At 51.0% G+C, this 23,627-nt stretch carries 24 protein-coding genes; 11 read left to right on the top strand and 13 right to left on the bottom strand.

The window, feature by feature from the left end; translation table 11 throughout:
• Positions 1-4: 4 nt before the first annotated feature.
• The 7 genes from RYZ26_RS00305 (at position 5) to RYZ26_RS00275 (ending at position 10,284) form a co-directional block, all read left to right on the top strand.
• Positions 5-1,258: an efflux RND transporter periplasmic adaptor subunit gene (locus RYZ26_RS00305; RefSeq protein WP_317681077.1), complete on the top strand. Its 1,254-nt coding sequence runs from the start codon at positions 5-7 to the stop codon at positions 1,256-1,258.
• Positions 1,255-4,392: an efflux RND transporter permease subunit gene (locus RYZ26_RS00300; protein ID WP_317681076.1), complete on the top strand. Its 3,138-nt coding sequence runs from the start codon at positions 1,255-1,257 to the stop codon at positions 4,390-4,392. The genes RYZ26_RS00305 and RYZ26_RS00300 overlap by 4 nt, the downstream gene beginning before the upstream one ends.
• Before the next feature lie 38 nt (positions 4,393-4,430).
• The gene (pgi, locus tag RYZ26_RS00295) at positions 4,431-6,080 is read left to right on the top strand and encodes a glucose-6-phosphate isomerase (RefSeq protein ID WP_317681075.1); all 1,650 of its coding nucleotides are present in this window, start codon (positions 4,431-4,433) and stop codon (positions 6,078-6,080) included.
• On the top strand, positions 6,081-7,952 hold the full coding sequence (gene mutL / locus RYZ26_RS00290; protein WP_317681074.1) for a DNA mismatch repair endonuclease MutL: 1,872 nt from the start codon (positions 6,081-6,083) through the stop codon (positions 7,950-7,952).
• Positions 7,953-7,964: 12 nt separating this feature from the next.
• Positions 7,965-9,560 carry a tetratricopeptide repeat-containing sulfotransferase family protein gene (locus RYZ26_RS00285; RefSeq protein ID WP_317681073.1) on the top strand — a complete coding sequence of 532 codons (1,596 nt, stop codon included), beginning with the start codon at positions 7,965-7,967 and terminating at the stop codon, positions 9,558-9,560.
• Between the two features lie 16 nt (positions 9,561-9,576).
• On the top strand, positions 9,577-9,777 hold the full coding sequence (locus tag RYZ26_RS00280; protein WP_317681072.1) for a hypothetical protein: 201 nt from the start codon (positions 9,577-9,579) through the stop codon (positions 9,775-9,777).
• A 93-nt stretch (positions 9,778-9,870) separates the two neighbouring features.
• Complete coding sequence (locus RYZ26_RS00275; protein ID WP_317681071.1) at positions 9,871-10,284, top strand: YbhB/YbcL family Raf kinase inhibitor-like protein; 414 nt, start codon at positions 9,871-9,873, stop codon at positions 10,282-10,284.
• 124 nt (positions 10,285-10,408) lie between these two features.
• Here the strand turns inward: RYZ26_RS00275 and RYZ26_RS00270 are convergent, their stop codons facing one another.
• The 6 genes from RYZ26_RS00270 to RYZ26_RS00245 all read right to left on the bottom strand — a co-directional run bounded on the left by RYZ26_RS00270 (position 10,409) and on the right by RYZ26_RS00245 (position 14,108).
• Positions 10,409-10,870 (bottom strand): hypothetical protein, encoded by a 462-nt coding sequence (locus RYZ26_RS00270; RefSeq protein ID WP_317681070.1) that lies wholly within the window; start codon positions 10,868-10,870, stop codon positions 10,409-10,411.
• A gap of 169 nt (positions 10,871-11,039) precedes the next feature.
• Positions 11,040-11,645, bottom strand: coding sequence for a hypothetical protein (locus RYZ26_RS00265; RefSeq protein ID WP_317681069.1), 606 nt, complete (start codon positions 11,643-11,645; stop codon positions 11,040-11,042).
• Between the two features lie 6 nt (positions 11,646-11,651).
• Positions 11,652-11,903: a hypothetical protein gene (locus tag RYZ26_RS00260; protein WP_317681068.1), complete on the bottom strand. Its 252-nt coding sequence runs from the start codon at positions 11,901-11,903 to the stop codon at positions 11,652-11,654.
• A 63-nt stretch (positions 11,904-11,966) separates the two neighbouring features.
• Positions 11,967-12,521, bottom strand: a complete 555-nt coding sequence (gene rsmD / locus RYZ26_RS00255) for a 16S rRNA (guanine(966)-N(2))-methyltransferase RsmD (protein WP_317681067.1) — start codon at positions 12,519-12,521, stop codon at positions 11,967-11,969.
• Positions 12,502-13,392 (bottom strand): pseudouridine synthase, encoded by an 891-nt coding sequence (locus RYZ26_RS00250; RefSeq protein WP_317681066.1) that lies wholly within the window; start codon positions 13,390-13,392, stop codon positions 12,502-12,504. Before RYZ26_RS00250 ends, rsmD begins: the two co-directional genes overlap by 20 nt.
• A complete protein-coding gene (locus RYZ26_RS00245) occupies positions 13,389-14,108 on the bottom strand; it encodes a gamma-glutamyl-gamma-aminobutyrate hydrolase family protein (RefSeq protein ID WP_317681065.1) in 720 nt (239 codons plus the stop codon). Before RYZ26_RS00245 ends, RYZ26_RS00250 begins: the two co-directional genes overlap by 4 nt.
• 29 nt (positions 14,109-14,137) lie before the next feature.
• On the opposite strand from RYZ26_RS00245, the gene RYZ26_RS00240 reads away from it, so the two are divergent.
• Positions 14,138-14,587 carry a nucleoside deaminase gene (locus tag RYZ26_RS00240; RefSeq protein ID WP_317681064.1) on the top strand — a complete coding sequence of 150 codons (450 nt, stop codon included), beginning with the start codon at positions 14,138-14,140 and terminating at the stop codon, positions 14,585-14,587.
• A 4-nt stretch (positions 14,588-14,591) separates the two neighbouring features.
• Here the strand turns inward: RYZ26_RS00240 and RYZ26_RS00235 are convergent, their stop codons facing one another.
• Positions 14,592-16,127 carry a YifB family Mg chelatase-like AAA ATPase gene (locus RYZ26_RS00235; protein WP_317681063.1) on the bottom strand — a complete coding sequence of 512 codons (1,536 nt, stop codon included), beginning with the start codon at positions 16,125-16,127 and terminating at the stop codon, positions 14,592-14,594.
• Between the two features lie 86 nt (positions 16,128-16,213).
• Between RYZ26_RS00235 and RYZ26_RS00230 the strand changes: the two genes are divergently transcribed.
• Positions 16,214-16,480, top strand: a complete 267-nt coding sequence (locus RYZ26_RS00230) for a hypothetical protein (RefSeq protein WP_317681062.1) — start codon at positions 16,214-16,216, stop codon at positions 16,478-16,480.
• Between the two features lie 196 nt (positions 16,481-16,676).
• Here the strand turns inward: RYZ26_RS00230 and RYZ26_RS00225 are convergent, their stop codons facing one another.
• The 5 genes from RYZ26_RS00225 to truA all read right to left on the bottom strand — a co-directional run bounded on the left by RYZ26_RS00225 (position 16,677) and on the right by truA (position 20,746).
• Positions 16,677-18,341, bottom strand: a complete 1,665-nt coding sequence (locus RYZ26_RS00225) for a peptidase U32 family protein (RefSeq protein ID WP_317681061.1) — start codon at positions 18,339-18,341, stop codon at positions 16,677-16,679.
• 208 nt (positions 18,342-18,549) lie between these two features.
• Entirely contained in the window at positions 18,550-18,951 is a 402-nt protein-coding gene (locus tag RYZ26_RS00220) for a DUF6746 family protein (protein WP_317681060.1), read from the bottom strand.
• Between the two features lie 132 nt (positions 18,952-19,083).
• Positions 19,084-19,263, bottom strand: a complete 180-nt coding sequence (locus RYZ26_RS00215) for a DUF1289 domain-containing protein (protein ID WP_317681059.1) — start codon at positions 19,261-19,263, stop codon at positions 19,084-19,086.
• Positions 19,264-19,319: 56 nt separating this feature from the next.
• Positions 19,320-20,012, bottom strand: coding sequence for a M48 family metallopeptidase (locus RYZ26_RS00210; RefSeq protein ID WP_317681058.1), 693 nt, complete (start codon positions 20,010-20,012; stop codon positions 19,320-19,322).
• The gene (gene truA / locus RYZ26_RS00205; RefSeq protein ID WP_317681057.1) at positions 20,009-20,746 is read right to left on the bottom strand and encodes a tRNA pseudouridine(38-40) synthase TruA; all 738 of its coding nucleotides are present in this window, start codon (positions 20,744-20,746) and stop codon (positions 20,009-20,011) included. Before truA ends, RYZ26_RS00210 begins: the two co-directional genes overlap by 4 nt.
• 115 nt (positions 20,747-20,861) lie before the next feature.
• Between truA and RYZ26_RS00200 the strand changes: the two genes are divergently transcribed.
• Together RYZ26_RS00200 and RYZ26_RS00195 are read left to right on the top strand one after the other, a co-directional pair.
• On the top strand, positions 20,862-21,947 hold the full coding sequence (locus tag RYZ26_RS00200) for a hypothetical protein (RefSeq protein WP_317681056.1): 1,086 nt from the start codon (positions 20,862-20,864) through the stop codon (positions 21,945-21,947).
• A gap of 66 nt (positions 21,948-22,013) precedes the next feature.
• Positions 22,014-23,231, top strand: a complete 1,218-nt coding sequence (locus RYZ26_RS00195) for an alpha/beta hydrolase family protein (RefSeq protein WP_317681055.1) — start codon at positions 22,014-22,016, stop codon at positions 23,229-23,231.
• Here the strand turns inward: RYZ26_RS00195 and RYZ26_RS00190 are convergent.
• Positions 23,225-23,548 (bottom strand): DUF779 domain-containing protein, encoded by a 324-nt coding sequence (locus tag RYZ26_RS00190; RefSeq protein ID WP_317681054.1) that lies wholly within the window; start codon positions 23,546-23,548, stop codon positions 23,225-23,227. The two genes, RYZ26_RS00195 and RYZ26_RS00190, sit on opposite strands and share 7 nt — an antisense overlap.
• Positions 23,549-23,627: the final 79 nt, after the last annotated feature.

The following is a 23,627-nucleotide window of genomic DNA, read 5'->3' as shown; positions in this document are numbered from 1 at the left end:
GGCGATGGAAAGTTCGCACAGTTTAAAAAAAGTGATCATTCCTGTTTTGATCCTGTCGGTTGCCGCCCTTATTTTTGCGATTCTAAAATTCACCAAACCGGAAACTCCCCTAAAAGAAGTTGAAGAACGGTTCTGGCCCGTGGAAGTCCAGACGGTTTCGTTTGAAGATATCCGCCCCCATTTACGTAGTTTTGGCGAAATTCGCGCAGGTCGCGAAGCTGAATTGCGCGCGCAAGTTTCTGGCTCTGTCACCTCCGTTCATGATCAATTGGGCGATGGGGCATCGGTGCGTGCAGGGGATGTGTTGGTTATCATTGATGACTTTGACTATCTCGCCACCCAGCAGGAACGCGAGGCGGATTTAAAAGAAGCTGAAGCCAGATTGGTGGAACTTCAAACCGTACTGGCAGGTGAAGAAAAACTGGTACCCGGCGATAAACAGCAAGTTGCCATTGCCGGGCGCGAGCTGGAACGACAGCGCAAATTGTTAAAACGTGCCGCGGTCAGTAAAAAAGCCTTTGATGATGCCCAATCACAGTTAAATGATCGCAAACAGAATGTTCTGGTGCGTGAACAGACATTGGCGCGGGTGAAGACCCAGATCGTGCAGGCGCAGTCTTCATTGGAAAAAGCAAAGACGGCCTTAAGCAAAGCCCGGCGTGATGTGGAAGATACCCGACTTAAAGCGCCATTTGATGGTTTTTTGACCGACACGGATGTGACCGAAGGAAAGCAGGTTTCGACCTCGGATCGCTTGGGGCGTTTGATCTCGCTTGAAAATCTGGAAGCAAGCTTTCATGTGTCCGAAGCCGATTATGCCCGGCTGACCCGCACACATTCGCTGGCAGGTCGCAAGGTCGCCGTGACCGTGCGCCGCGGGGGCGATGATATGACTTATGAGGCGTTGATTAACCGCATTGATGCTCGCGTGGATGCGGCAACGGGCGGGCGTAAAGTTTTTGCGGCCCTGTCCGGTCTGACATTAGAAACCGATCTGCGCCCCGGCGTATTTGTGGAAGTTTCTATTCCCGATGATATCTATAAAGATGTGGTCGCGCTACCGAAACGCGCGCTGCATGATGGCGGCATTGTTTATGTGGTCCACGATGGACGTCTGCAAAAACGGATGGTGGAAATTGCAGCCACCGATGGAGACCGGATTCTGATTGCGGGCGGGCTGAAAGCGGGCGATCAGATTTGCGTCACCCGCTTTGCCCAGATGGGCGATGGCATTCTGGTTAAGGTTGCTGGATCATGACACAGGGGCATAACGAAAGTCGATTTAATCTGGTCAGCCTGTTCACCCGCCATCGCACGGCCCCCAATCTGTTGATGTTTCTGATGATCCTTTTGGGTGTGGTGTCGCTGACTCGCCTGAACGTACAGTTCTTCCCTAATTTCGGCATTGATGTGATCACGGTGAATGTCACCTGGTCCGGGGCAGGCGCCGAAGATGTGGATGCCAATATTGTGCAGGCCTTGGAACCGGAATTGCGCTTTCTCGATAACATCAAACATGTAAAATCCACCTCGAACGAAGGTTCTGCCAGCATTTCCATTGAATTTGAAGCGGGCACAGAAATGCAGACCGCTTTGTCCAATGTGGAAACCGCTGTTGCCCAGGTCACCACCTTGCCCGAAGACAGTGAAAAACCAGTGATCAACCGGGTAACACGGTATGAACCTATCAGCCGATTGCTGTTAAGTGGGCCCTATCCGGAAAGTGCACTAAAGGCCATGGCGAAGGAATTGCGCGATGATTTGCTGGCCCGAGGGGTAGATAAGGTTGATTTGAACGGTGCGCGGGATGAAGAAATTTGGGTGGAAGTCTTGCCGGAAACACTGCGCCGTCTGGATATGACCATTGGCGATATCGCAAACCGCATCAGTCAAATTTCCCAAGATATTCCGGCAGGGGAAACAGGTGGCGCGCAGGCCAAACAAATCCGGGGGCTAGGCGAGGTCAAAACCGCAGAGGGTGTTGCCAGTATCGAAGTGCGCGCGCGTGAAAATGGTGAAAAGCTGAAACTGTCGGATATCGCACGTGTCAGTGAACGGTTTGACGCAGACGGGGCGGAAGTCCGCTTTGATCAGATGCAGGCGATTGAACTGCAGGTGCGTCGCTCCACCACCGCAGATGCCTTGGAAGTCGATGATATCGTCACGCAGTTTTTAAAAGATGTGCGTCCAACCCTGCCAGCCAATGTGCGCCTGGAACAATATGAGGTTCAGGCCAATCTTATTCGTGATCGTATCGATTTGTTGTTAAGCAATGGTCTTTCCGGGCTGGTGCTTGTGCTTGCCATCCTGTTTTTGTTTTTGAATACACGTGTGGCCTTTTGGGTGGCGGTTGGCATTCCGGTTTCTATCTTAGCAACCCTGTTTGTCATGGCGCTGTCGGGGCAGACCATCAATATGATCAGCTTGTTTGGTCTGATCATGGCCATTGGGATTGTGGTGGATGATGCGATTGTGGTGGGCGAACATTCCGAAACCTTGCGCCGACGTGGCCTGTCGCCTGTGGAAGCCGCCGAAGCGGGCGCTTTACGCATGCTGGTCCCTGTTTTTGCCTCCAGCTTGACCACCATTGCTGCCTTTATGCCCTTGCTTGCGATCTCTGATATCATGGGGCAGATCATTGCGGCGATCCCGTTCGTTGCCATTGCGGTGATTATTGCCAGTTTGATTGAATGTTTTTTCGTTCTGCCCGGTCATATGCGCCATGCGTTGAAAGGCAAGCCGGAAGCAGTCACAGGGTTTCGAAAACGGTTTAATGATCGCTTCGATCATTTTCGTGACACCAAATTCACCCGGTTTATCGAACAGGTTCTGGAATATCGCTATACGGCCATTGCCATGGCCTTTGGGGCATTGATCATTTGTATCGGGCTGGTGGCAGGCGGGCGTGTGGGCTTTCAGTTCTTCAAAGGACCGGAAGCCGAACGTATCTTTGCCAACGTTGAAATGGTCGCGGGCACCCCCCGGCTTGAAACCCAGAAGATGGTGGATGAACTTGAAAAGGCTTTATTGACAGCTAATGCGGCGCTGGGCGGTGATCTGGTTGTGACCCACGTTGCCAAAGTCGGCACCCGGGTGTCAGGTTCGGCTGCACATGGGGGTGGAAAATCCAGTGCGGGCAGTGACCATCTGGGCGGCATTTATGTGGAACTTGTAGCCTCAGATGCACGTGAGGTACGCACAGACGATTTCACCAAAGAATGGCGCGAACAGGTCAAGATGACTGCCGGGCTGGAACGTCTGACTCTGATCCCGGTACGCGCAGGCCCGCCCGGACGGGACGTGGATATCCGCATTCAGGGTGATAACATTCAGGCGTTAAAGGCAGCCTCGCTAGATGCACTGGATTTGCTGAAACGCTATCCCGGTGTCTCAGCGCTAGAAGACGATCTTCCGTTTGGCAAAGAAGAAGCCATTTTGGAATTAAGCCCACATGGCAAAGCCTTGGGGTTCACCACCGAAGATGTGGCGCGTCAGGTGCGCAACAGTTTTGACGGGGCCATTGCCAAACGGTTCCCGCGTGGAGATGAAGAAGTTCTGATCCGGGTGCAGTTTGATCGCGCCCATATCAGTCAGACCAGTCTGGATGAACTTTATATCCGCAGTCCTGCGGGCGCTGAAGTGCCGCTTAGTCAGGTGGCGAATTTGCGCAGCAAAAACGGTTTTGCCACTATCAAACGCGAAGATGGCATCCGTCAGGTTTCTATCACCGGGGAGATTAATAAATCCATCACCAGCACAGACCTTGTGATCAATGCTTTAAAGCGCGACGGGATTGACGAACTGGCACGCAAACATAATGTACATATGTCTTTTGCAGGTAAAGCCGAAGAACAGAAACGTACATTTGGTGATATGATCACAGGCGTGATTGTGGGCTTTAGTGCGATCTATATAATCCTTGCCTGGGTCTTTTCCAGCTATTCCAAACCCATTGTCGTGATGTCGGTTATTCCGTTCGGCTTTGTCGGGGCGACCGTTGGGCATTATGTCATGGGGTTTGATCTGACCATGCTTTCTCTTGTCGCACTTGTGGGGCTAAGCGGGATTGTGGTCAATGATTCCATCATTCTGGTCAGCACGGTCAAAGAACATCTGGATATGGGTAAAGCACCGCTGGAAGCCATCAAACGCGGCACGGTTGATCGTCTGCGCGCCGTGATCCTGACATCGGCCACCACCATCTGCGGGTTGACGCCCCTGATGTTTGAAACAAGCCTGCAGGCCCAGTTCCTGATCCCCATGGCGATCACGCTTGTTTTTGGCCTGATGGTGGCAACCTTGCTGGTGCTTGTTCTGATCCCGGCCCTTTTGGCCGTTTTGGAAGATTTAAAGGGGATAAGGGGGATTCCCTTTCTGAAGAAAACGGTTTAGTCTGGCGGCCTCTTATATATAAACGGCACAACCACATTATGAGCGCACTGACCGATAATCCCGCCTGGAAAGCTCTTCAGGCCCATCATGACGATATCAAATCCTTGCATATGCGCGATCTCTTTGCTGAAGATGCAGAGCGGTTTGAAAAATTCTCCGTGCGTTCCAGCGGCATTTTGCTGGATTATTCCAAAAACCGCATCACCGATAAGACCATGTCTTTGCTGGGTGATCTGGCGCGTTCAGTGGATGTGGAAGGCGCACGTGATCGTATGTTTGCTGGCGAACATATCAATTCCACCGAAGATCGCGCGGTCTTTCATGTGGCTTTGCGCAATCGTTCTGAACGCCCCATGATGGTGGACGGCGAAGATGTGATGCCGGATGTGCGCGCTGTTTTAAACAAGATGCGCCGTTTTACCGAAGATGTGCGCAAAGGTCAGTGGCGTGGTGTGACAGGCCGTCATATCAAAACGGTCGTTAATATCGGTATTGGCGGGTCTGACCTGGGCGTCATCATGGCATTGCAGTCTTTGCGAAGCTATCAACGTGATGATTTGACCCCGCGTTTTATCTCCAACGTGGATAGTTCTCACCTGGTGGAAACACTGCGTAATCTGGATCCGGAAACCACCCTCTTTATCGTGGCCTCCAAGACCTTTACTACGCAGGAAACCATGCTGAATGCGACATCAGCGCGGTCCTGGCTGGTGAAACGTCTGGGCAGTGAGGCCGTCAGCAAGCATTTTGTCGCTGTCTCCACCAACGAAGAAAAAGTCAAAACCTTCGGGATTGATCCGGAATTTATGTTTCCGTTCTGGGATTGGGTCGGCGGGCGCTATTCCGTCTGGTCGGCCATTGGTCTGGCGATTGCGCTGGTCATTGGCATGGACAAGTTTGAAGAAATGTTGGAAGGCGCGCATGCGATGGATGAACATTTCAGAACATCGCCGATCGAGCATAACATGCCGATCATTATGGCTTTGCTGGGCGTGTGGTATGCCAACTTTTTCGGATGGTCCACCCATGCGGTGCTGCCTTACGATCAGTATCTGACCCGTTTCCCGCAGTATCTGCAGCAGCTGGATATGGAAAGTAACGGCAAGCGCATGGACCTGCAGGGCCGTCCGATTGATTATTCTACCGGACCGATTGTGTTTGGTCATGCAGGCACCAATGCGCAGCATTCGTTCTTCCAGTTGCTGCATCAGGGCAGTTGGGATGTGTCTATGGACTTTATTGGTGTTGCGAATAATCACCATCCATTACGTGAACATCAGACCATTTTGTTATCGAACTTCCTGGCGCAGACGAAAGCGTTGATGCTGGGCAAAACCGAAGAAGAAGTGCGCGCGGAAATGACGGCTGAAGGTGTGTCGCGGGACCAAATCGATAAGCTGGCCCCGCATCGCACGTTCCCGGGTAACAAGCCCAGCAATTCATTGGTTCTGCCGTTGGTTACACCTTTCACGGTCGGGCAGTTGCTGGCGCTTTATGAACATAAAGTCTTTGTGCAGGGCATTTTGTGGAACATCAATTCGTTCGATCAATGGGGTGTGGAACTGGGAAAACAACTGGCCCGTGATCTGACACCCAAGCTGACAGGTGAAATGCCGATCATGGATGAAGATGCTTCCACCGAAGGGCTGCTGAAATATATGAAACGCTTGAAGAAAGAATTTATCTAAATGGGCATTCGTCTTCTCCCCCAAACGCTCATTAACCAGATTGCCGCCGGTGAGGTGGTGGAACGTCCTGCGTCCGCGATGAAAGAACTGGTGGAAAATGCCATTGATGCAGGCGCGACACGCATCGATGTGGTGATGAAAGAAGGCGGACGTGTGCTTCTGTCTGTTACCGATGATGGCTGTGGCATGGAACCGGATGAAATGGAACTGGCCGTACAACGTCATGCCACTTCCAAAATCCCGGATGAAGACCTGTTTAATATCGCAACACTGGGCTTTCGCGGTGAAGCTTTGCCTTCCATCGGTTCTGTTTCGCGCATGTCGATAACGTCGCGCACAGAAAAATCTGAAAATGCCTGGACGATCCGTATCGAAGGCGGGGAAAAGGAAGGGCCGGAACCAGCCGCCCATCCCAAAGGTACGCGCATTGAAGTGCGTGATCTGTTTTTTGCCACTCCGGCACGCCTGAAATTCTTAAAAGCCCCGCGCACGGAACTGACCCACGGCATGGACGTGATAAAACGTCTCGCCATGTGTCACCCGGAGATCGGCTTTACCTTAAGTGATGGCGTGCGCACCCTGTTGAAACTGCCTGTCGCCCATGGTGACCTGTTCGAAGCTTTGCTGGAACGCTTGCGCGGGATCATGGGCAAGGACTTTGCTGAAAATGCCATACCGATTGAGGCTGAACGTGACAATGTGCGCCTGACAGGCCACATCAGCCTGCCGACCTTGAACCGGGGCAACAATGCGTTGCAGTTCTTTTTCGTTAATGGGCGTCCGGTCAAGGATAAGCAGCTTTATGGGGCGATCCGGGGGGCGTATCGTGACTTCCTCGCTCATGACCGTCATCCGTTGCTCGCGCTCTTTATTGAACTGCCGCCGCGTGCGGTGGATGTGAACGTGCATCCGGCCAAAGCAGAAGTGCGCTTTCGTGATCCCCAAGGGGTGCGTGGCCTGATCGTCAGCGCTTTGAAACAGGCCTTGAATAACGCAGGCCATCTGGCGGCAACGACCGTGAGTGATGAAGCATTGGCGTCCATGCGTCCGGCGGAAATGCCGTTGCAGCAGCCCCATGCCATTGATCCGCGCGCCGCAGAAATGGCGCGTGCTATTACGTCGCCTCATCCCTCTTCCCACGGTGGGGGTGGCGGGGGGCATTATATCCCGCAAGGATTGCGTGAACAGGCCGCTGCCTTTCAGGCCCCGCTGACTGGGTTGGATGCGCCACCGCAAGCAAACGTTCGTGAATCATCGGATACCGCTATGGCGGCACCGCCGGAAGAATATCCCCTGGGTGTGGCGCGTGCACAATTGCATGAAACCTACATCATAGCCCAAAGTGGCGATGCCATCATTATGGTGGATCAGCATGCCGCCCATGAACGATTGGTGTATGAACGCATAAAAAACGATGTGGAAGAAACAGGTGTCAAACGTCAAGGACTACTGATCCCCGAAGTCGTAGAACTGGATTTGGCCGATGCGGACCGACTGGTGGCGCGCTCGGCTGAATTGGAAGAACTTGGTCTTGTGCTTGAAAATTTTGGATCCGGTACGGTGGTCGTGCGCGAAGTACCCGCCATGCTGGGGGCGAAAGTGGATGTGCAGGGGTTGGTGAAAGATGTGGCTGATAGTCTGGCAGAAGTTGATGAAGCCATGTCGTTGAAAGACAAACTGATGGATGTCTGCGGGTCTATGGCATGCCATGGATCGATCCGTGCAGGGCGTCGTCTGACATTGGATGAAATGAACGCCTTATTGCGTGAAATGGAAGCCACGCCACATAGCGGGCAATGTAAACACGGTCGGCCCACCTATGTGGAATTGAAACTGAAAGATATCGAACGGCTGTTTGGCCGAAGTGGGTAAAAGGATTGAACCTTGGCTGTTGGAATAAAAGTACAAATCAAAAAAGCTGAACGGCTGGCAAAAGGCGGCAAATTTGCAGAAGCGATCCAGTCCTACCAGGATATCCTTGCGCGCTTCCCGAAAAATGAGAGCGTGAAGGCCAAACTTTCTGATGTGCAGACGATTTTTTATGAAAATTCGCCCCAGCACGCCCAACGGGTGCAGGCACTTTTAAATTCGGCTAATAAAAAGTCAGCTGAGACTGTGTTGTCAGAGGTCAACGCCCTGATCAACGCTTTGCCGTTTCTGTCTCTGCTGCATAACGTATCAGGTGTGTTTCTGGCCCGCACTGGACAGTTTGAAAAAGCCATTGCAGCCTATCAAAAAGCATTATCGCTTGATCCCTTATTCAAGGATTGCGAAGATAATCTGGCCAATGCCTATAGCAATTTCAGCACGAGGCTCGTGTCTGAAGGTAAATTTGAAGAGGCATTGGGCGCTTTGGAAAAAGCGGTTGCAGGCAAAGACAGTTTTTTTGAAGCCTATAATAACATGGCCAATGTGCATTACATCCTGGGTGACAAAGAAAAAGCAGAGAGTGCCATCCGCAAATCCCTGAGCATCAATCCTGCTTTTGTGGAAGGCCTGAAAAACTATAGCCGAATTTGCCGCATTAGCGCAGATGATCCCTTGTTTGCTACCATGAAAGAACTGCAGGAAAATACTGACCTGTCGGACCTGCAGGCTTCACAGCTTCAGTTTGCTTTGGCGAAAGCGTATGAAGATCAGGGCGAAGTTGATCCGGCCATGCAGCATTTTAGCGAAGGCAATGCCATTCGTAAAAAACGGGTGGAATATCATCTTTCAAAAGACGAAGACCTGTTCCAAAAGATCGCAAGTCTGACCGATGGAAAAGCGGTTCCATCCATCAAACGGGAAAATCAGGACAATCGTCCTATATTTGTTGTCGGCATGCCGCGCTCTGGCACCACATTGGTGGAACAGGTGCTCGCCAGCCATTCAGATATCTATGGGGCAGGGGAGCTTATATTCCTCAATCAGAACCTGACACCGTGTACAACTGAAGGGGGCGAGAAAATCCCGGAAGTCTTTAAAGGCTATCTGGATTATATCGCTGCATTTCCGACTGAAAAAGCATTTATCGTTGATAAGATGCCGCTGAATTTCAGATGGACGGGCTTGATTATGTCTCATCTGGAAGACGCATTGGTGATTGATGTGCGGCGCGACCCAATTGCGACCTGCTGGTCAAACTTCAAACACGACTTTACTTCTAGCGGGAATGATTTCTCCCATTCGCTGGAAGATGTCGCGCAGTACTATAAAATGTATGTGGATTTGATGGATCAATTTGCTCAGGCCTTCCCCGGGCGCATTCATAGGCTGGATTATGAAAATCTGACGGAAAATACATCTGCGGAAATTGACGCGCTTTTTGCCTATCTGGGCATAGAGGTGGAGCCGCAATGTTATGAATCACACAAAACTAAACGCAGTGCCCATACGGCCAGTTCCGGTCAGGTAACTCAGCCGATCTATAAAGGCAGTTCCCAAGCCTGGAAGAAATACGCAAAACATCTCGCCAGCCTGATCGCGGCATTTGAATAGAGAGAGGAGAGACCTCATGGACAAAGGCGCAACATTGGTCAAAGTCGGCATCGCTATTTGCGTGCTCTTCTTTCTTCTCACTAATGCAGCAGCTTACGTGTTTTACACCACCCTGGATGATGGCATCGGTGCCATCCAGTGGTGCCTGCTTAGTCTGACCTTTGTCGGCGTTGGTGCGTTTCTTTATTATAAAGTGCTGAAAGAGATGGCGGGGTAAACCCGTCCTTTACTGATTGAATTTAATATTGATAATTCGTTGTTTGCCTGTACTCTGTTTTTGATTGAAAAACCAAAACGGTGGGAAGAAACAATGAAGAAATTTGCTTTAAATCTGGGTGTTATTTTGGGTGCCGGACTGACGCTGTCTGCCTGTCAGACGGCGAAAATGGCGGAAAATGCAGCGACCCTGGATGTTGCCTTTAACTGGCAAAACACCAAGGCCTGTTCGGGTGTGTCACCCGCATTTCAAATTGGCAATATTCCGGCCGGGACAGAGACGCTTAGCTTTAGAATGACTGACCTGAATAAGCTAAGTTTTAATCATGGCGGGGGTACAGTCAAATATTCAGGTTCTGGGGATATCGCGCAAGGTGCCTTTGGTTACACAGGACCATGCCCGCCATCAGGGCAGCATAATTATCGTTGGACCGTCCAAGCCCTGGATAAAAGCGGAGAGCTGATCCTGGGTGAGGGGAAGGCAACAAAAGCTTTCCCACCGAATTAAAGTTTGAGAATTCCGCCACCCCCACCTTCTGTGGGGATGGCATGAATTCGTATGATAACCTCCAAAAGTCAGCCTATGGACCTAAGCTCGATCCACAGGCTGACTTTGGCCTGTGCGGTACATGTTACGCCTCAATGGAAATGAAACTGCCATTCCCTGATGTGGTGTAACCCGCCTCCACCCACTTTTTTTGAAGATCGTTGAGGGCTGACTGGTCGATATTCTGACCACCATATTCCTCAAGCAGGTTCACGAGAGCCTTCACGGTTTCTACGGTGTCAGTGCTGGATGGCGGCGGCGGGGGTGGCGGAGGACGATTGCCCGCTTCGCCTTGCCCACCTGAGCCATTTCGCAAAGTCTCTGCATCAAAGCCAGCAGCTTCAATAGCATTCCTTAGATCACGTGAGGGTACGATCCCTTCTTCTCGAAACGTGTCGTTGATCGCCTGTATGTCCGCGTCTGTCAGATTTTCAGAATCATACTCAGACAGGAGTTCCTGAATAAGTGCGTTCTGAGATTCTGTCAGGCGTTGCGGTTCATACAGTTGCCCAACGTTGGAGATGGAACTAGAAACAGGGCCTATCATGATGAAGTCCTCCTTCTTCTAGTCGGTTATATGTGACCTTTCGGGTCACGAAGAATAAAGAAAGCAAGGGGAATGCCAGAATGCGCTGGTGTTAAGTCTTTGATTTTATTGAAGTAACTTTTAGTTTCGGGTGGCAGGATTTGCCTGACCGGGCAAAAACTTCCTACTCTTAAGGTCTGAACCAGAGACCGTAATTTCCAACTGGGGCATTTGCGTGCGGCTTGATGGCTTCCAGGTTGATCACCGGACGACCCATCAGGCGCAGGGCCAAAATGTCGCTGCTGAATTCATCCTGAAACAGCTTTTCAAACGTGTCGTCTTTCAAGGCACGTTTCAAACCTTCGTTCAGACGTTTGGCAATGTCGGGTCGGGATTTGCTGACGTAGAGATACATGGCCATCGGCGTGCGCAGCAGGATATGCGGTTCAATCGCAATATCGGGATGAATTTGTGACCAATATCCAAATTCAGACAGAAGTTCCCCCACCCCGCGAGAGAAATACTCACAGCGCTTATTCTGTAGCAGCTTGAACAGGTCTTTGTATTTGTCAGATTTGCGCACATTCAGCTTGTTATGTTCAAACACCTTGGTGATGTTCCAGCTGCGCGCAAGGCATGCAAACGGTTTCTTCAGTGCGTCCAGTGTGGTCGTGTTGGCAAAAAGGTTGCGATTTTCCCGGTGGATCAAGGAAATGCGAAATCCGATCAGCCCTTTATCGATAGGAATAGGGATCAGGGTGAAGCGTTTATCATATTCATCACTGCCCGGCAGCATCAGAACCTACGCGATCTTGCCTTGTTCCACCGTGCTTTCCATGCGCGGGCGTTCCATCGGGTCGGCGGAAAACTGGACTTTCCAGAAACCAAAATCTTCTTCTGTTTTTTGAAGGGCAAGTCCGATAACCCGGACGGCGTAGGCTGCACGTGCATCACTTTCTTCCGGCGGATGAGGATAGGTCACCACTATCGGTTCCGCAGAAGCGCTAGAGAGGGAAAGGCAGACCAAAGCCAGTGAAAGAAGAATGCGTTTCATGGTGTCCCAAAGTTTGGATGAAAGCAGACTATAGTATGATCACTGGTAGAAATCGAGTGCTGATTAGTGCTTCTGCAAAAATACAACCTGTGCGGCGCCATACTTGCGACGATCGATTTCTTCGAAAGTTTCAGGGGCGTTCCACTTCTCTTTACTGGAAAGCTCAATCACACAAATTGTCCCGGAATTCAGCCATTCTTTGTTTACAAGGTTTTGCAGTGCTATATCAGTCAAACCTGATTTATAAGGCGCATCCATAAAGATTAACTGATAGGGTTCTTGCGCAACCGTCAGGTTAGAAACATCAGCACGCAAGGGTTGAAGCGTGTGTCGATCCCCCATACCCTTTGCATTTCGCACCAGGCATTTCATAGCGGCTTCATCCTTGTCTAAAAAGGTCACATGTGCCGCTCCACGCGAATATGCTTCCAGACCCAAAGCACCTGTCCCACTAAAGGCATCCAGCACGCGGCCTTCGCGCAACGCACTTCGCCCCCAGCTTTGATGTTCCAGAATATTAAAGATGGATTCACGGGCACGGTCCGAGGTTGGTCGGGTATCTTGTCCTTCTGGCGCGATCAGTTTGCGCCCTTTAAATTTACCGCCGACGATCCGCATTTGGCTTTCTTCCTTTTTTTGCAACTTTGTTGTCATCGCTGCGTTTGTCTTTGCGCGGACCTTTGAATTTCGGTTTTTCACGCGCCTGGGCAAACCCTTCTTTGCCGGTATTGCGCGATGCAGAAATGCCGGGCACTTTTCCGCCAAACCATTCTGCCAAAGCTTTTCTTGGGATTTCTTCCATCTCGCCACGTGGCAGTTTGCCCAGTTGCACCGGGCCATAATCCGTACGGATCAGACGGGTAACTTCAAAACCCAAAGATTCCATGATGCGGCGGACTTCGCGGTTTTTACCTTCGCGGATGTTTACATTGATCCAGGCGTTTGATCCTTTCTGCACATCCAGTACGGCTTCGACCGATCCATATTGCACGCCTTCAATGACCGGCCCCTCTTTAAGGGCGGCCAGCTCATCTTCATTCACGCGGCCATGCACACGCACGCGATAGCGACGCACCATGCCGGAATTTGGTTTTTCCAGAAAACGTGCCAGTTCCCCATCGTTGGTCAGCAACAAAAGGCCTTCGGTGTTGAAATCAAGACGCCCGACCGAGATCACACGTGGTGTGCCCGCAGGTAGTTGATCAAAGACCGTTGGGCGGCCTTCCGGGTCGTTGTTACTGGTGATCAGGCCACGGGATTTATGGAATTTCCACAGGCGTGGCGGTTGCTTATCGGGCAGGGCTTTGCCGTCCACCACGATGATATTGGTGGGCAGAACGTTCAGTGCAGGGCTGTCGATGACATTGCCATCAACACTGACGGCACCTGCTTCGATCTTGCGTTCGGCCTCGCGACGCGAACAGACACCTGCGCGTGCGATGACCTTGGCGATGCGTTCGCCTTTCAGGGTGAGTTTTTCGTCGCTCATGTGCGTGCTGCCTCTATAAATGCGGTGAAGATTTTTTTGTCGCCTTCACAGATATGAAACTCCGGGTGCCATTGTACACCCAGACAGAATTTTTTGCCCGGAACTTCGATGCCTTCCAGCACCCCGTCAGGAGCGGTGGCATTGATAATGATGCCATCGGGTTCATTCGCAACCGCCTGATGATGCGCACTGTTGATGGAGAGTTCATCTTCCCCGACGATTTTATGCAGCAATGTGCCTGGTTTCACCGCAACGGTATGTCCGGCTTCATCACGCGGATTTGGTTGTTCGTGGGGCAGGCAGTTATCATAGCTGTCCGGGATGTGCTGGATCAGCTTGCCGCCTAAAACCACATGCAGCAATTGCTGCCCGCCGCAGATGCCGAGGATGGGCATATCGCGATCCAACGCGCCCTGGACCATGGCCCATTCGAACTTGGTGCGTTTATCCTTGGTGATGACCGTGTCATGCACATCGCTTTCGCCGTACATGGACGGGTCCACATCAAAGGCCCCGCCAGTGATGACCAGACCGTCGATCAGGTCAAGGTACTGTTCGGCCAGCTCTGGTTCGTGGGGCAGGGGAACAGGCAGGCCACCCGCGTGAGCAACGGAGCCTGCATAATTTTCGCGCAACGCATACCAGTCGAATTTGGAATAGGCGCCAGCGCTGCCATCTTCGCTATCCATGGTGATGCCGATCAGGGGAGTTTTCATAGCCACACTCTTAACGCTGTATTATAACGATGTCTATGAGTGATTATATGCAACAGGCCTTAAAAGAAGCTGAAAAAGCAAAAGAACGCGGTGAAGTCCCTATCGGGGCCGTTGTGGTGGACAAAGACGGCCAGATTCTGGCGGCTGCGGGCAACCGCACCGAAGAAGACCATGACCCAACAGCACACGCTGAAATCCTTGCCCTTCGTGCAGCTGCTGAAAAGATTGGCTCCGCCCGTCTGATTGATTGCGATCTCTATGTCACGCTGGAACCCTGCACCATGTGCGCCACCGCTATTTCCTTTGCGCGCATCCGGCGTTTATATTTTGGGGCCTATGATCCCAAAGGCGGCGGGGTCGATCATGGGGCGTGCTTTTATGATCAACCGACATGTCATCATAAACCGGATGTTTACGGTGGCATCCGTGAAAGTGAATGTGCGGAAATGCTGACGCGTTTCTTTGAGGAACGTCGGTAATTTTTTAAACAGCAAACACAGACTTTTCCTTCCGAATTACATTTGGGCGATAAGAAATACTTTCTGCAATATGCTCGCCTTTCACTTGTTCAACACCCGACAGATCGGCCAGCGTGCGCGCCACCCGAAGGACCCGGTGATAGCCGCGTGCGGACAATTTCAGTTTATTGGTGGCCTCCAACAAAAGGTTCTTCCCGGCTTGATCCGGTTCGGCAATCTTTAACAAGAGTTCCCCATCCGCCTCGGCATTAGTGCGAATACCGTGATCCTGATAACGCGTGCGCTGGATTTGGCGGGCCTTGAAGACGCGTTGCTTGACCTCCATGGTTCCTTCCGCAGCTGGTGGCAGGTGCAAATCGGTCGGGCTGACGGGCGGGACATCCAGATGAAGATCGATCCGATCCAGCAAGGGGCCGGATATTTTATCGCGGTAGTTTTCTGCGCATTTGGGTGCACGTGAACAGGCAAGGGCCGGGTCATCCAGGTGGCCGCAGCGACATGGGTTCATTGCTGCGATCAGTTGCACGCGCGCGGGGTAGGATACATGGGCATTGGCGCGTGCGATTTCAGCGCGACCGGATTCCAGTGGCTGGCGCAAGGCTTCCAGGGCAGGGCGACTATATTCCGGCAGTTCATCCAGAAACAACACACCGAGATGGGCAAGCGAAACTTCGCCTGGCCTTACACGATGACCGCCACCGACAAGCGCAGGCATGGAGGCAGAATGATGGGGGTCCCGAAACGGCCGTTCGGTCATCAATCCGCCATCGGGTAGAGTGCCTGCGATGGAATGGATCATGGAAACTTCCAGGGCTTCGTGGGCATCAAGGGGTGGCAGGATACCGGGCAGGCGGCGTGCCAGCATGGATTTTCCGGCCCCCGGTGGGCCGCATAAAAGCAGGTTATGGTTTCCAGCTGCGGCGATCTCTAACGCGCGCTTGGCACTTTCCTGTCCGCGGATATCACGCAGATCGACTTGATCATTATGATTTGTCGATTTGGCGTTGGTGGGCTGTGGACGACTAAGGATTTGGCGACCTTTGAAGTGATTGACCAATTCCAAAAGATCATGGGGGGCAAGCACATCGAGATCGCCCGCCCAGACCGCTTCGCCCCCTTGTGGTTTGGGGCACAGAATATTGCGCCCTTCGACCTGGGCATGAATGGCGGCTGGCAAAACACCTGTGACAGGAGAGATGCGACCATCCAAAGCAAGTTCACCAAGGACAATAAAAGGCAATAGCTCTTCTTCTGAAATCACATCCATGGCGGCTAGCAATCCAAGGGCGATGGGCAGGTCAAAGTGGGAGCCTTCTTTGGCCAGATCAGCAGGCGACAGATTGACCGTGATGCGCTTGGGCGGCAAGGAGAGCCCAAGCGCAGTGAGTGCCGCGCGCACCCGTTCCTTGGCTTCGGAAACGGCCTTGTCGGCAAGCCCCACAATGTTTAATGCAGGCAGGCCTGAGCTTATGGCGACCTGAACCTCGACCTTAACAACGTCAATGCCCTGGAAAGTAACTGTTGTAATACGTGCGGTCATGATACCCTCTTATTGCAATTTAAGAGAGGTATGAAAGGGCTTGGGGAATTTTATTGTGATGAGTTGGAATTTAGCGAAATTAATCTATGGAAGAAAATAAAGGCAGTTATACAGGAAATCCGGTCAGCGGTTTTATTTTCGGTATTGTGAAGATAGTGCTTGGATATGTTGCTATGGAGGTTATTTTTTCCGTAATCGCGGCGATTATATTGATGACATTGGGGTATTTTATTCCGAGTATTGAATTTACGAATAAGAATTTCAATATCAGTTATCTTCTTGCGTCATTCGGTATTTTATTGATGGGGCTTAATTGTGCAGCATTATACCTTTATTTCAGAAGTAAAAAGTAAGTGCTGTAAAGCTTTTGGAAAAAGCCGTCGTCACCCCGCACGAGTTGCGGGGTTAGGGGTTGGGGCAAGAGTCCTGAATTTTCCCCTTATCGCGCAACATGTGCGCGATGACAGTTGGAAGGGACGCGTGATTTTCGTGAGTCGAGGTCTACTAATGGCTGGGTCCCCGCTTTTGCGGGGATGACCAATCATTATCTTAAGCGATCTCTTTGCTTTCCAGCATTTCGCCGATTTTCTTCTGCTTCATTTTTTCACGCGCCTTGGCGTATTTGTCGTCCTGCCAGAACATCAGACAACCGTTACAGCCTTTACCACAGCAGCTTTCCAGCCCCTGTTTGGGGGAACGGTGGCCTGTGTTGGCTTTCATGGAAATCCGTTTACCCAGCAGTTCCGGGTCATCCATGATGGCGCGGTATTCTTCTTCGGAAATCAGGCCGCGTTCCAGTTCTTGCGCGCGGATTTCCGCTAGACGGGAAACGCGTTCTTCCTCACTCATCGGTGTTTCACGACGTGCAACGGTCAGGGCCGGGATACGTGCCTTGATGGAAGCCGGATTTTCTTTATCAAAAGCAGAAGCCGGAATACGGATGGCTTTGCCCTGACCCGGGTTCACTTTCTGTGTTGATTCACCTGTCTTGGCATCGATGAATTCATAGAGACGCAGACGGATCGGTTCGATCTCTTTTGGTGGCAGGAATTCCATCACATCGCCGGGCAGCAGGAAGTTTCTGATCTCAAGGATCATGTCATCACCATCCCAGTCCGTGACGATGCCGCCATACTGCCAACCACCGACAGGTTTTGTGCGGTCATAGTTATGGGCCACGCCTGTCAGACGACCTTCATGGAAGCCCATGGTGAAGCCACGGTTTTGCAAAGTGTAAAGTTCACGCAGGTATGGGTCCGGGTCCCAGTTGTCAGGATCGTCATACCAGTCATCAATCGCCAGACGATAAGCCCGCGCTGTGATGGCGGCGTAATATTCAGACTTGTTGCGCCCTTCAACTTTCAGACTGTCCACACCGAGTTTTAGATACTCCGGCAGCACAGGCATCAGACACAGGTCTTTGGAGTTCAGGATGTAAGAGCCGAAGTTATCTTCTTCGATCGGGAAGAGCTCGCCGGGGCGGAACTGTTCTTCCATCATGAATTCAAACAGGTCGGCGTTTTGGTCCGTGATCTCAATGGCCTTGTCGGTGCCGTCTTTCAGCTTCAGATGCAACTTGTATTTCCAGCGACAGGAATGCGCACAGTTACCCTGGTTCGCGCCACGTTCAGACATGAAGTTGGACAGCAGGCAGCGACCGGAATAGGTCATACACATGGAGCCTTGAACGAAAGCTTCCAGCTTGATGTTCGGTTGCTTTTCACGGATTTCTGCGAGTTCTTCAAAGCTTGTTTCACGTGCCAGAACGACGAGGGAAGCGCCTTGATTGCGCCAGAAATCAACGGTCAGCCAGGAACAGACGTTCGCCTGTGTGGAAACGTGCGCTTCTAAATCAGGCGCATGTTGGCGCACAAACTGGAAGACGCCTGGGTCTGCAATGATCACCCCGTCCGGTTTCACTTTACGGATGGTTTCAATAAACAGAGGCAGCTTTTCAATGTCGCTGTTATGCGTAAACAGGTTCAGCGTCAGATAAATGCGCTTGCCGTGAGCGTGACAATATTCAACGCCTTCCACCAGTTCTTCCAGCGTGAAGGAAGACTGGGTGCGCAGAGAAAGGTCAGGTGTCCCGGCATAGACCGCATCCGCGCCATAAAGAATCGCAGTTTTCAATTTCGTGAGCGAGCCAGCAGGCATCAAAAGCTCAGAACGTTCAGGGCGTGTGACGGTGGGGAGGGGGGGATGCGCAGTCATGGGCCAGGTCTTTCACATGGGACATGGCAAAGACAAAGCCGGGCCAAAATGCCTTGTGCCTTGTTTTTGCAGGGTTATCTCTTTGTAATCTGTGTTGGGCAACCAAGCCTCAACAAAAACAGAAAGCCGGCCCAAAAGCCAGCTTTCCTTCATCTATACCCCGCCTTATAGCACGCCTGCTAAAATGCGTAAATAGTTATTGGTATGATCAGCCCATTGGGTAGGCTTTAAAAAGCTTTGCAGCTTCTTTTTGAAGAACTTTAAAGTAGCTTTTCAGCAGACCTGGCTGGTTGCTTTCAGAGCTTAAGTGCACACCTTCAAGGTTGGTGGAGAAATCGGTCATGTCCAGTTTCGGCGCTTTATTGAGATAAGCAATGGCATCTTCCACTTCATAAGTGATTTCGTGGATACGTTCCATATTGTCTGCATTCAGGCCACCGTTCACTATAGAAGCGATTTCGTTATAGCCAGAATGAACGACTTTTACAGCCTGTTGGGTCGAGGCGATTTCAGCCCCTTCGTAATGGTCCGCTTTGCCTTCCCCAGCAAAAGACGGTGCAGCCTGAATAGCGATAAAGCCTGACAGAGCGAGTGCGATAAGTTTTTTCATTGTTCCATACCTGATATTAAGAATTATTCGCGGAGGAAGGTATAGGGGATTTTGAGGTCTGTCAATAAAAATGATAATCATTCTCAATTTGAAGGTAAAATAAAAGGGATGACGCGGCATCCCCTTTGATTTTTAGCTGGCTTCCTTTTGGCTGCGCTCTTCTGCTGCCGCTATGATCTCGCGGCGTTCGTCGTCATTGGCAGCGCGCCAGCCGACGATTTCTTCACGGGTGCGGAAACAGCCTTTGCAAAGCCCGTCCGGGCCCAAACGGCAGACGTTGATGCAAGGGGACGCAACAGTAAACTCAGTCATGGGAAATCCTTAATATCGCACTAAATTTGTCGGTCATATATCATAGCCGTTCTAATTTAGCGACCATTTCTTTGCAAAAAGGTGCCATTTTTCTTCAGCCAGTGACGCCCGGCTTTTACGTCCACACCCAAGCTATCAACCGTTGCCCAGAAGGCAGGACTGTGATCCATATGCCGTAAATGGGCCACTTCATGCGCGACCACATAGGTCAGAACAAAAGGCGGGGCGAGGATCAGGCGCCAGTTGAAATTGAGATAGCCCTTGGAGGAACAGGACCCCCAACGTGACACGGTATCGCGCACGGAAATTCGCTTCACCGTCTTGCCCAGTTGGTCGGCGAATTCATGAGCCTCACTTGTGATCTGAAGCTTTGCCTGCTTTTTGAGCCAGTCGGTTAATCTACGTTCAAAGAAATCAGCCTGGCCTGCCACATAGATCACGTTAGTCTCGCACCAGACGGTGCCGCGAGCCTCTGGTACATGTTTCAAAAGATGTGGCTCTCCCTTAAACGTTAGGGTCGCGCCATCTTTGAATGGGACGGGTGTGGGGTGTTTGAAAAGCTGATTGGCAATCCAGACTTTATGCTTTTTTGCCATATCAATCCCGTCTCGCGCTGGTACACCGTTTGGCAGGGTGACGATGACCCCGTTGCCTTTTGGGTCCAGTTTCAGGATCAGGCGCTTGGCGCGCGCATGCCATTTCAAATCAATCGGGATGTTTTGTCCGTCCAGTTCGATAAAATGGCTCAATATTTCGCCTCAACAAAATAAAGGCCGCAGGCAGGCGCGGTCTCTCCGCCCTTGGCGCGGTTTTTGGCTTCAAGGGCGTGTTTGACGTCTATTTCCTGCCATTTACCACGACCAACCATGGTTAGGGTGCCGACGATATTGCGTACCTGATGATGCAAAAATGACCGGGCGCGACAACGCACATGGATTTCCGCCCCGACCCGTTCGACCGTGAGTTCATCCAGTGTGCGGATGGGGGAATTGGCCTGACAGTGGGTCGCGCGGAAAGTCGTGAAATCATGCTTACCGACCAGATATTGTGCGGCGCGGTTCATGGCATCAGCATCCATATCACGCATAAACCACCAAACACGACCATGATCCAGTGCCGGGCGCCCGGGGCGACAAAGGATGCGATAAAGATAGGATCGTTCCAGACAGCTGAAACGCGCATGGAATTCTTCATCCATAATTTCGGTTTTCAGGATGGAAACCCGCGTAGGACGCACAAAATGATTGATGGCTTGTTGAACCTTATCTGCTGTTAAGGCTTTCTCCATATCGAAATGGGCGACCATGCCAAGTGCATGCACACCCGCATCTGTGCGTCCGGCGGTGTGGAGACGGACTTCGTGGCCGGCAAATTGGCCAATGGCGTCTTCGATGGTTTGCTGCACACTGGGACCGTTATCCTGGCGTTGCCAGCCGACGAGCCCGGTGCCGTCAAATTCGATGGTGAGTTTATATCTGGGCATTGATACGCATTATGCTTTTTAGTTAATAATTTGGGGAATTTTTCTAGTTTATATTCAAATATCCGGTTAGAGTAAAACAAACTAGCAATTTTAAAAAGACTGAGGGACGAATTCCGTGGCAAAAAAAGGTGTCCGTTTACCGGAAGTAGAAAGAGATTACGAAGCCGAAGATCGTAAACGAGTCCAGGAAGATATGGATTCACTGTACGCGGTGCCGCTGTCCATTCTGCCTTTGGAGACCAGAGGTCTGGCCCGCGCCCGCATGGTGAAGAACGTTAAACTTCAAAGCGCCATTGAAGTTTTTGCCGATAAAGAAACCGGTTCCGGTCAGCTGGACGTGGAAGATTTGCCTGCTGAATTTGATTGGCCGGAAGATAAGACGCACCCTGATCTGATTATCATGCGTAAACTGTCTGTGCTGTCCAGCTATGACATTTACTCGCTGCGCATTACGCTGCGCGAACATGGTATTCCGGTCAATGACGACGTGGCTTTGAAACTTTCGGATGACAAACAGGCGGAACTAGCAGGTTACATGCGCAGCTTTACCATGCCGCTGATCATGCAGATTTATGGGTCCGAAGATACATCTATCCAGTCTTTCCAGGACGTGGTTGGCCTGTTTAAGGACCCGGACGTTCGAAAAGCACGCGATAAGCTGCAGCAGATGGCGGACAAGCTGCAGATTGATCTGATGGAAATTCCAAAATTCCTGGAAGATTACGGTGATATCTTCCTGTCGCTTTCTTATTACCGAAACAGCCTTGATCAGATCATGCCGATTGTGAACGAATTTCTCGATTCCATGGAAGGCATCCGATCAAACTGGCAGCTGCGTAATGATCCGGCTTTGATGAAAACTTGTAAGATCGTTGAAAATACGGTTAACGGTACGTGTGCTTCTATTTCCGGTCGTTTTGAAGATTTTAACAAAGCGTCCAAATCCATGTGGAGCAATCTGGATGCGGAACGTTTCAAGGCTGTGAAGAATATGATCGAAAGTTATCACACCGTTATCGGTGGGGTTTTGTGTGGTCTGACAGTGAAAATGATCCACTGGAAACGTCTGTTCCCGGACCCTGATCTGGGCGGGCCTGTGCGTCGTTCTGAATTTATCATGTCAGAGATGAAGCAAGGCCTGGAACGTATGCGTGATCTGGAACAGGCCAAGCCGATCATGTCCGTACTGGGTGAAGACTAACGCTTGCCCTTCACATTTAAAACATGCATTAATCATCACCTATTCATTTAAAATATGTGGTGCTCTATGCGTTTTCTATCTCTGTTTGCCTCAGCCTTTTTGTTGATGGCCCCGGCCTGGGCGGATGGCCCAGCGCCGAAAATTGACTCAAGTAAAGTTACAGTTTCCGGTGTTTCAAGCGGTGCCTTTATGGCGCAGCAACTGCACGTGGCCTATTCTGATGTTTTCTCAGGCATGGGTTCGGTGGCGGGTGGCCCTTTCTTCTGTGCACAAAATATGAAGCCTGAAGATATCGCCACCATTAAACAACAATGTATGATGGGGATCGGTGCGGATCTGACAGCCACCACATATATCGACAAAGCCAATTCTCTGGCAGCTGAAGGTAAAATCGCGCCGCTGACGAACCTGAAAGATGACAAGGTCTTTATCTTCAATTCCCAAAGCGATCAGGTGATCAACCCGCTTTTGGGTAATGCGTCGCGGATTTTCTATGACCAGTATATGTCTGCTACTGACATTCAGGCTTGGGCGAATATTCCATCTTATGGCCCTTTCTATCCGGTTGCCCATGGCATGCCAACGACTAAAAGCATGTTTGACAAATTTGAAAATATTGGGGATGTGGCCACCCCTTGTTCACCCAGTAATTCCCAGCAATATTCCTGGTTCCCCAACCAGTTCCTGCGCGGGAATGATCCATGGATTTATCATTGCAACTATGGCTTCTTGCCCGGTTATGACTTGGGTAAAGACATCCTGTCTCACCTTTATGGCAGCATGAGTTCCAGCAAGACATTCAAGGACGCAAACCTCTATTCCTTCAAACAGAAAGATTATGTTGCTGACCTTTCAACCGATAAAGATCTGAACGATCACGGGATTGGCACGACAGGCTATGCCTATGTGCCTGAAGCTTGTAAATCCGGCACGAAAGACTGTAAACTTCATGTGGCGTTACATGGCTGTCAGCAGTTCCCGGAATGGAAGTTCAAGGGCAAAATCGGGTCCAGCTATGCCGGGCAGGAAATCACCTTTGGCGATACCTTCTATAAGAACGTTTATAATGATCTGGCAGAATCGAACGACATTGTGATGCTTTACCCGCAAGCTCATAACATCGGTACGCAAGAAGCTGACATCAACCCTTATGGCTGCTGGGCGTTCTGGGCCATGGCGGATGATGAAACCCATACGTACTACACGCGTGAAGGCCGTGAAATGAAGATGATCGCCAATATGGTCGATGCGTTGAAGAACGGGACCATGTTGCTGTCTCAGTAATGGGCGCGATTGATGAAACGGATACCATAGGGGGCTTCCAGTGAGAAGCCTCCGCCGCGACCAGGTGCGATATCAAGGGTGAAACTGTCTTCATCGCGATAATGGTCACTGAGAAGGTTTGAAATATAGACTGGAACGTCATCGATCATGCCTAAGAGGATATCGTTTTCCCCGATAGAAAAATCCTCCTCGCTAAAACATAAAGGCGCACTGCCATCACAGCAGCCGCCCGAAATCAGAAACAGAACTGATCCGTGATCATCCTTGATTTTGTTGACCATTTCCCTGGCTTTGGCCGTTGCCTTTAATGTTTGCATGTGACCTCTTGAAAAATTGGGTGCCGAAAGAGGGGGAAGCGCTAACAAAACCCTCTTTCGACTTGGGACGCTTAATTCA

The organism is Terasakiella sediminum (assembly GCF_033100395.1).
Lineage (GTDB): Bacteria > Pseudomonadota > Alphaproteobacteria > Rhodospirillales > Terasakiellaceae > Terasakiella.
Note: the sequence above shows the minus strand (reverse complement) of the source record. Positions and strands in the feature narration are given on the sequence as shown.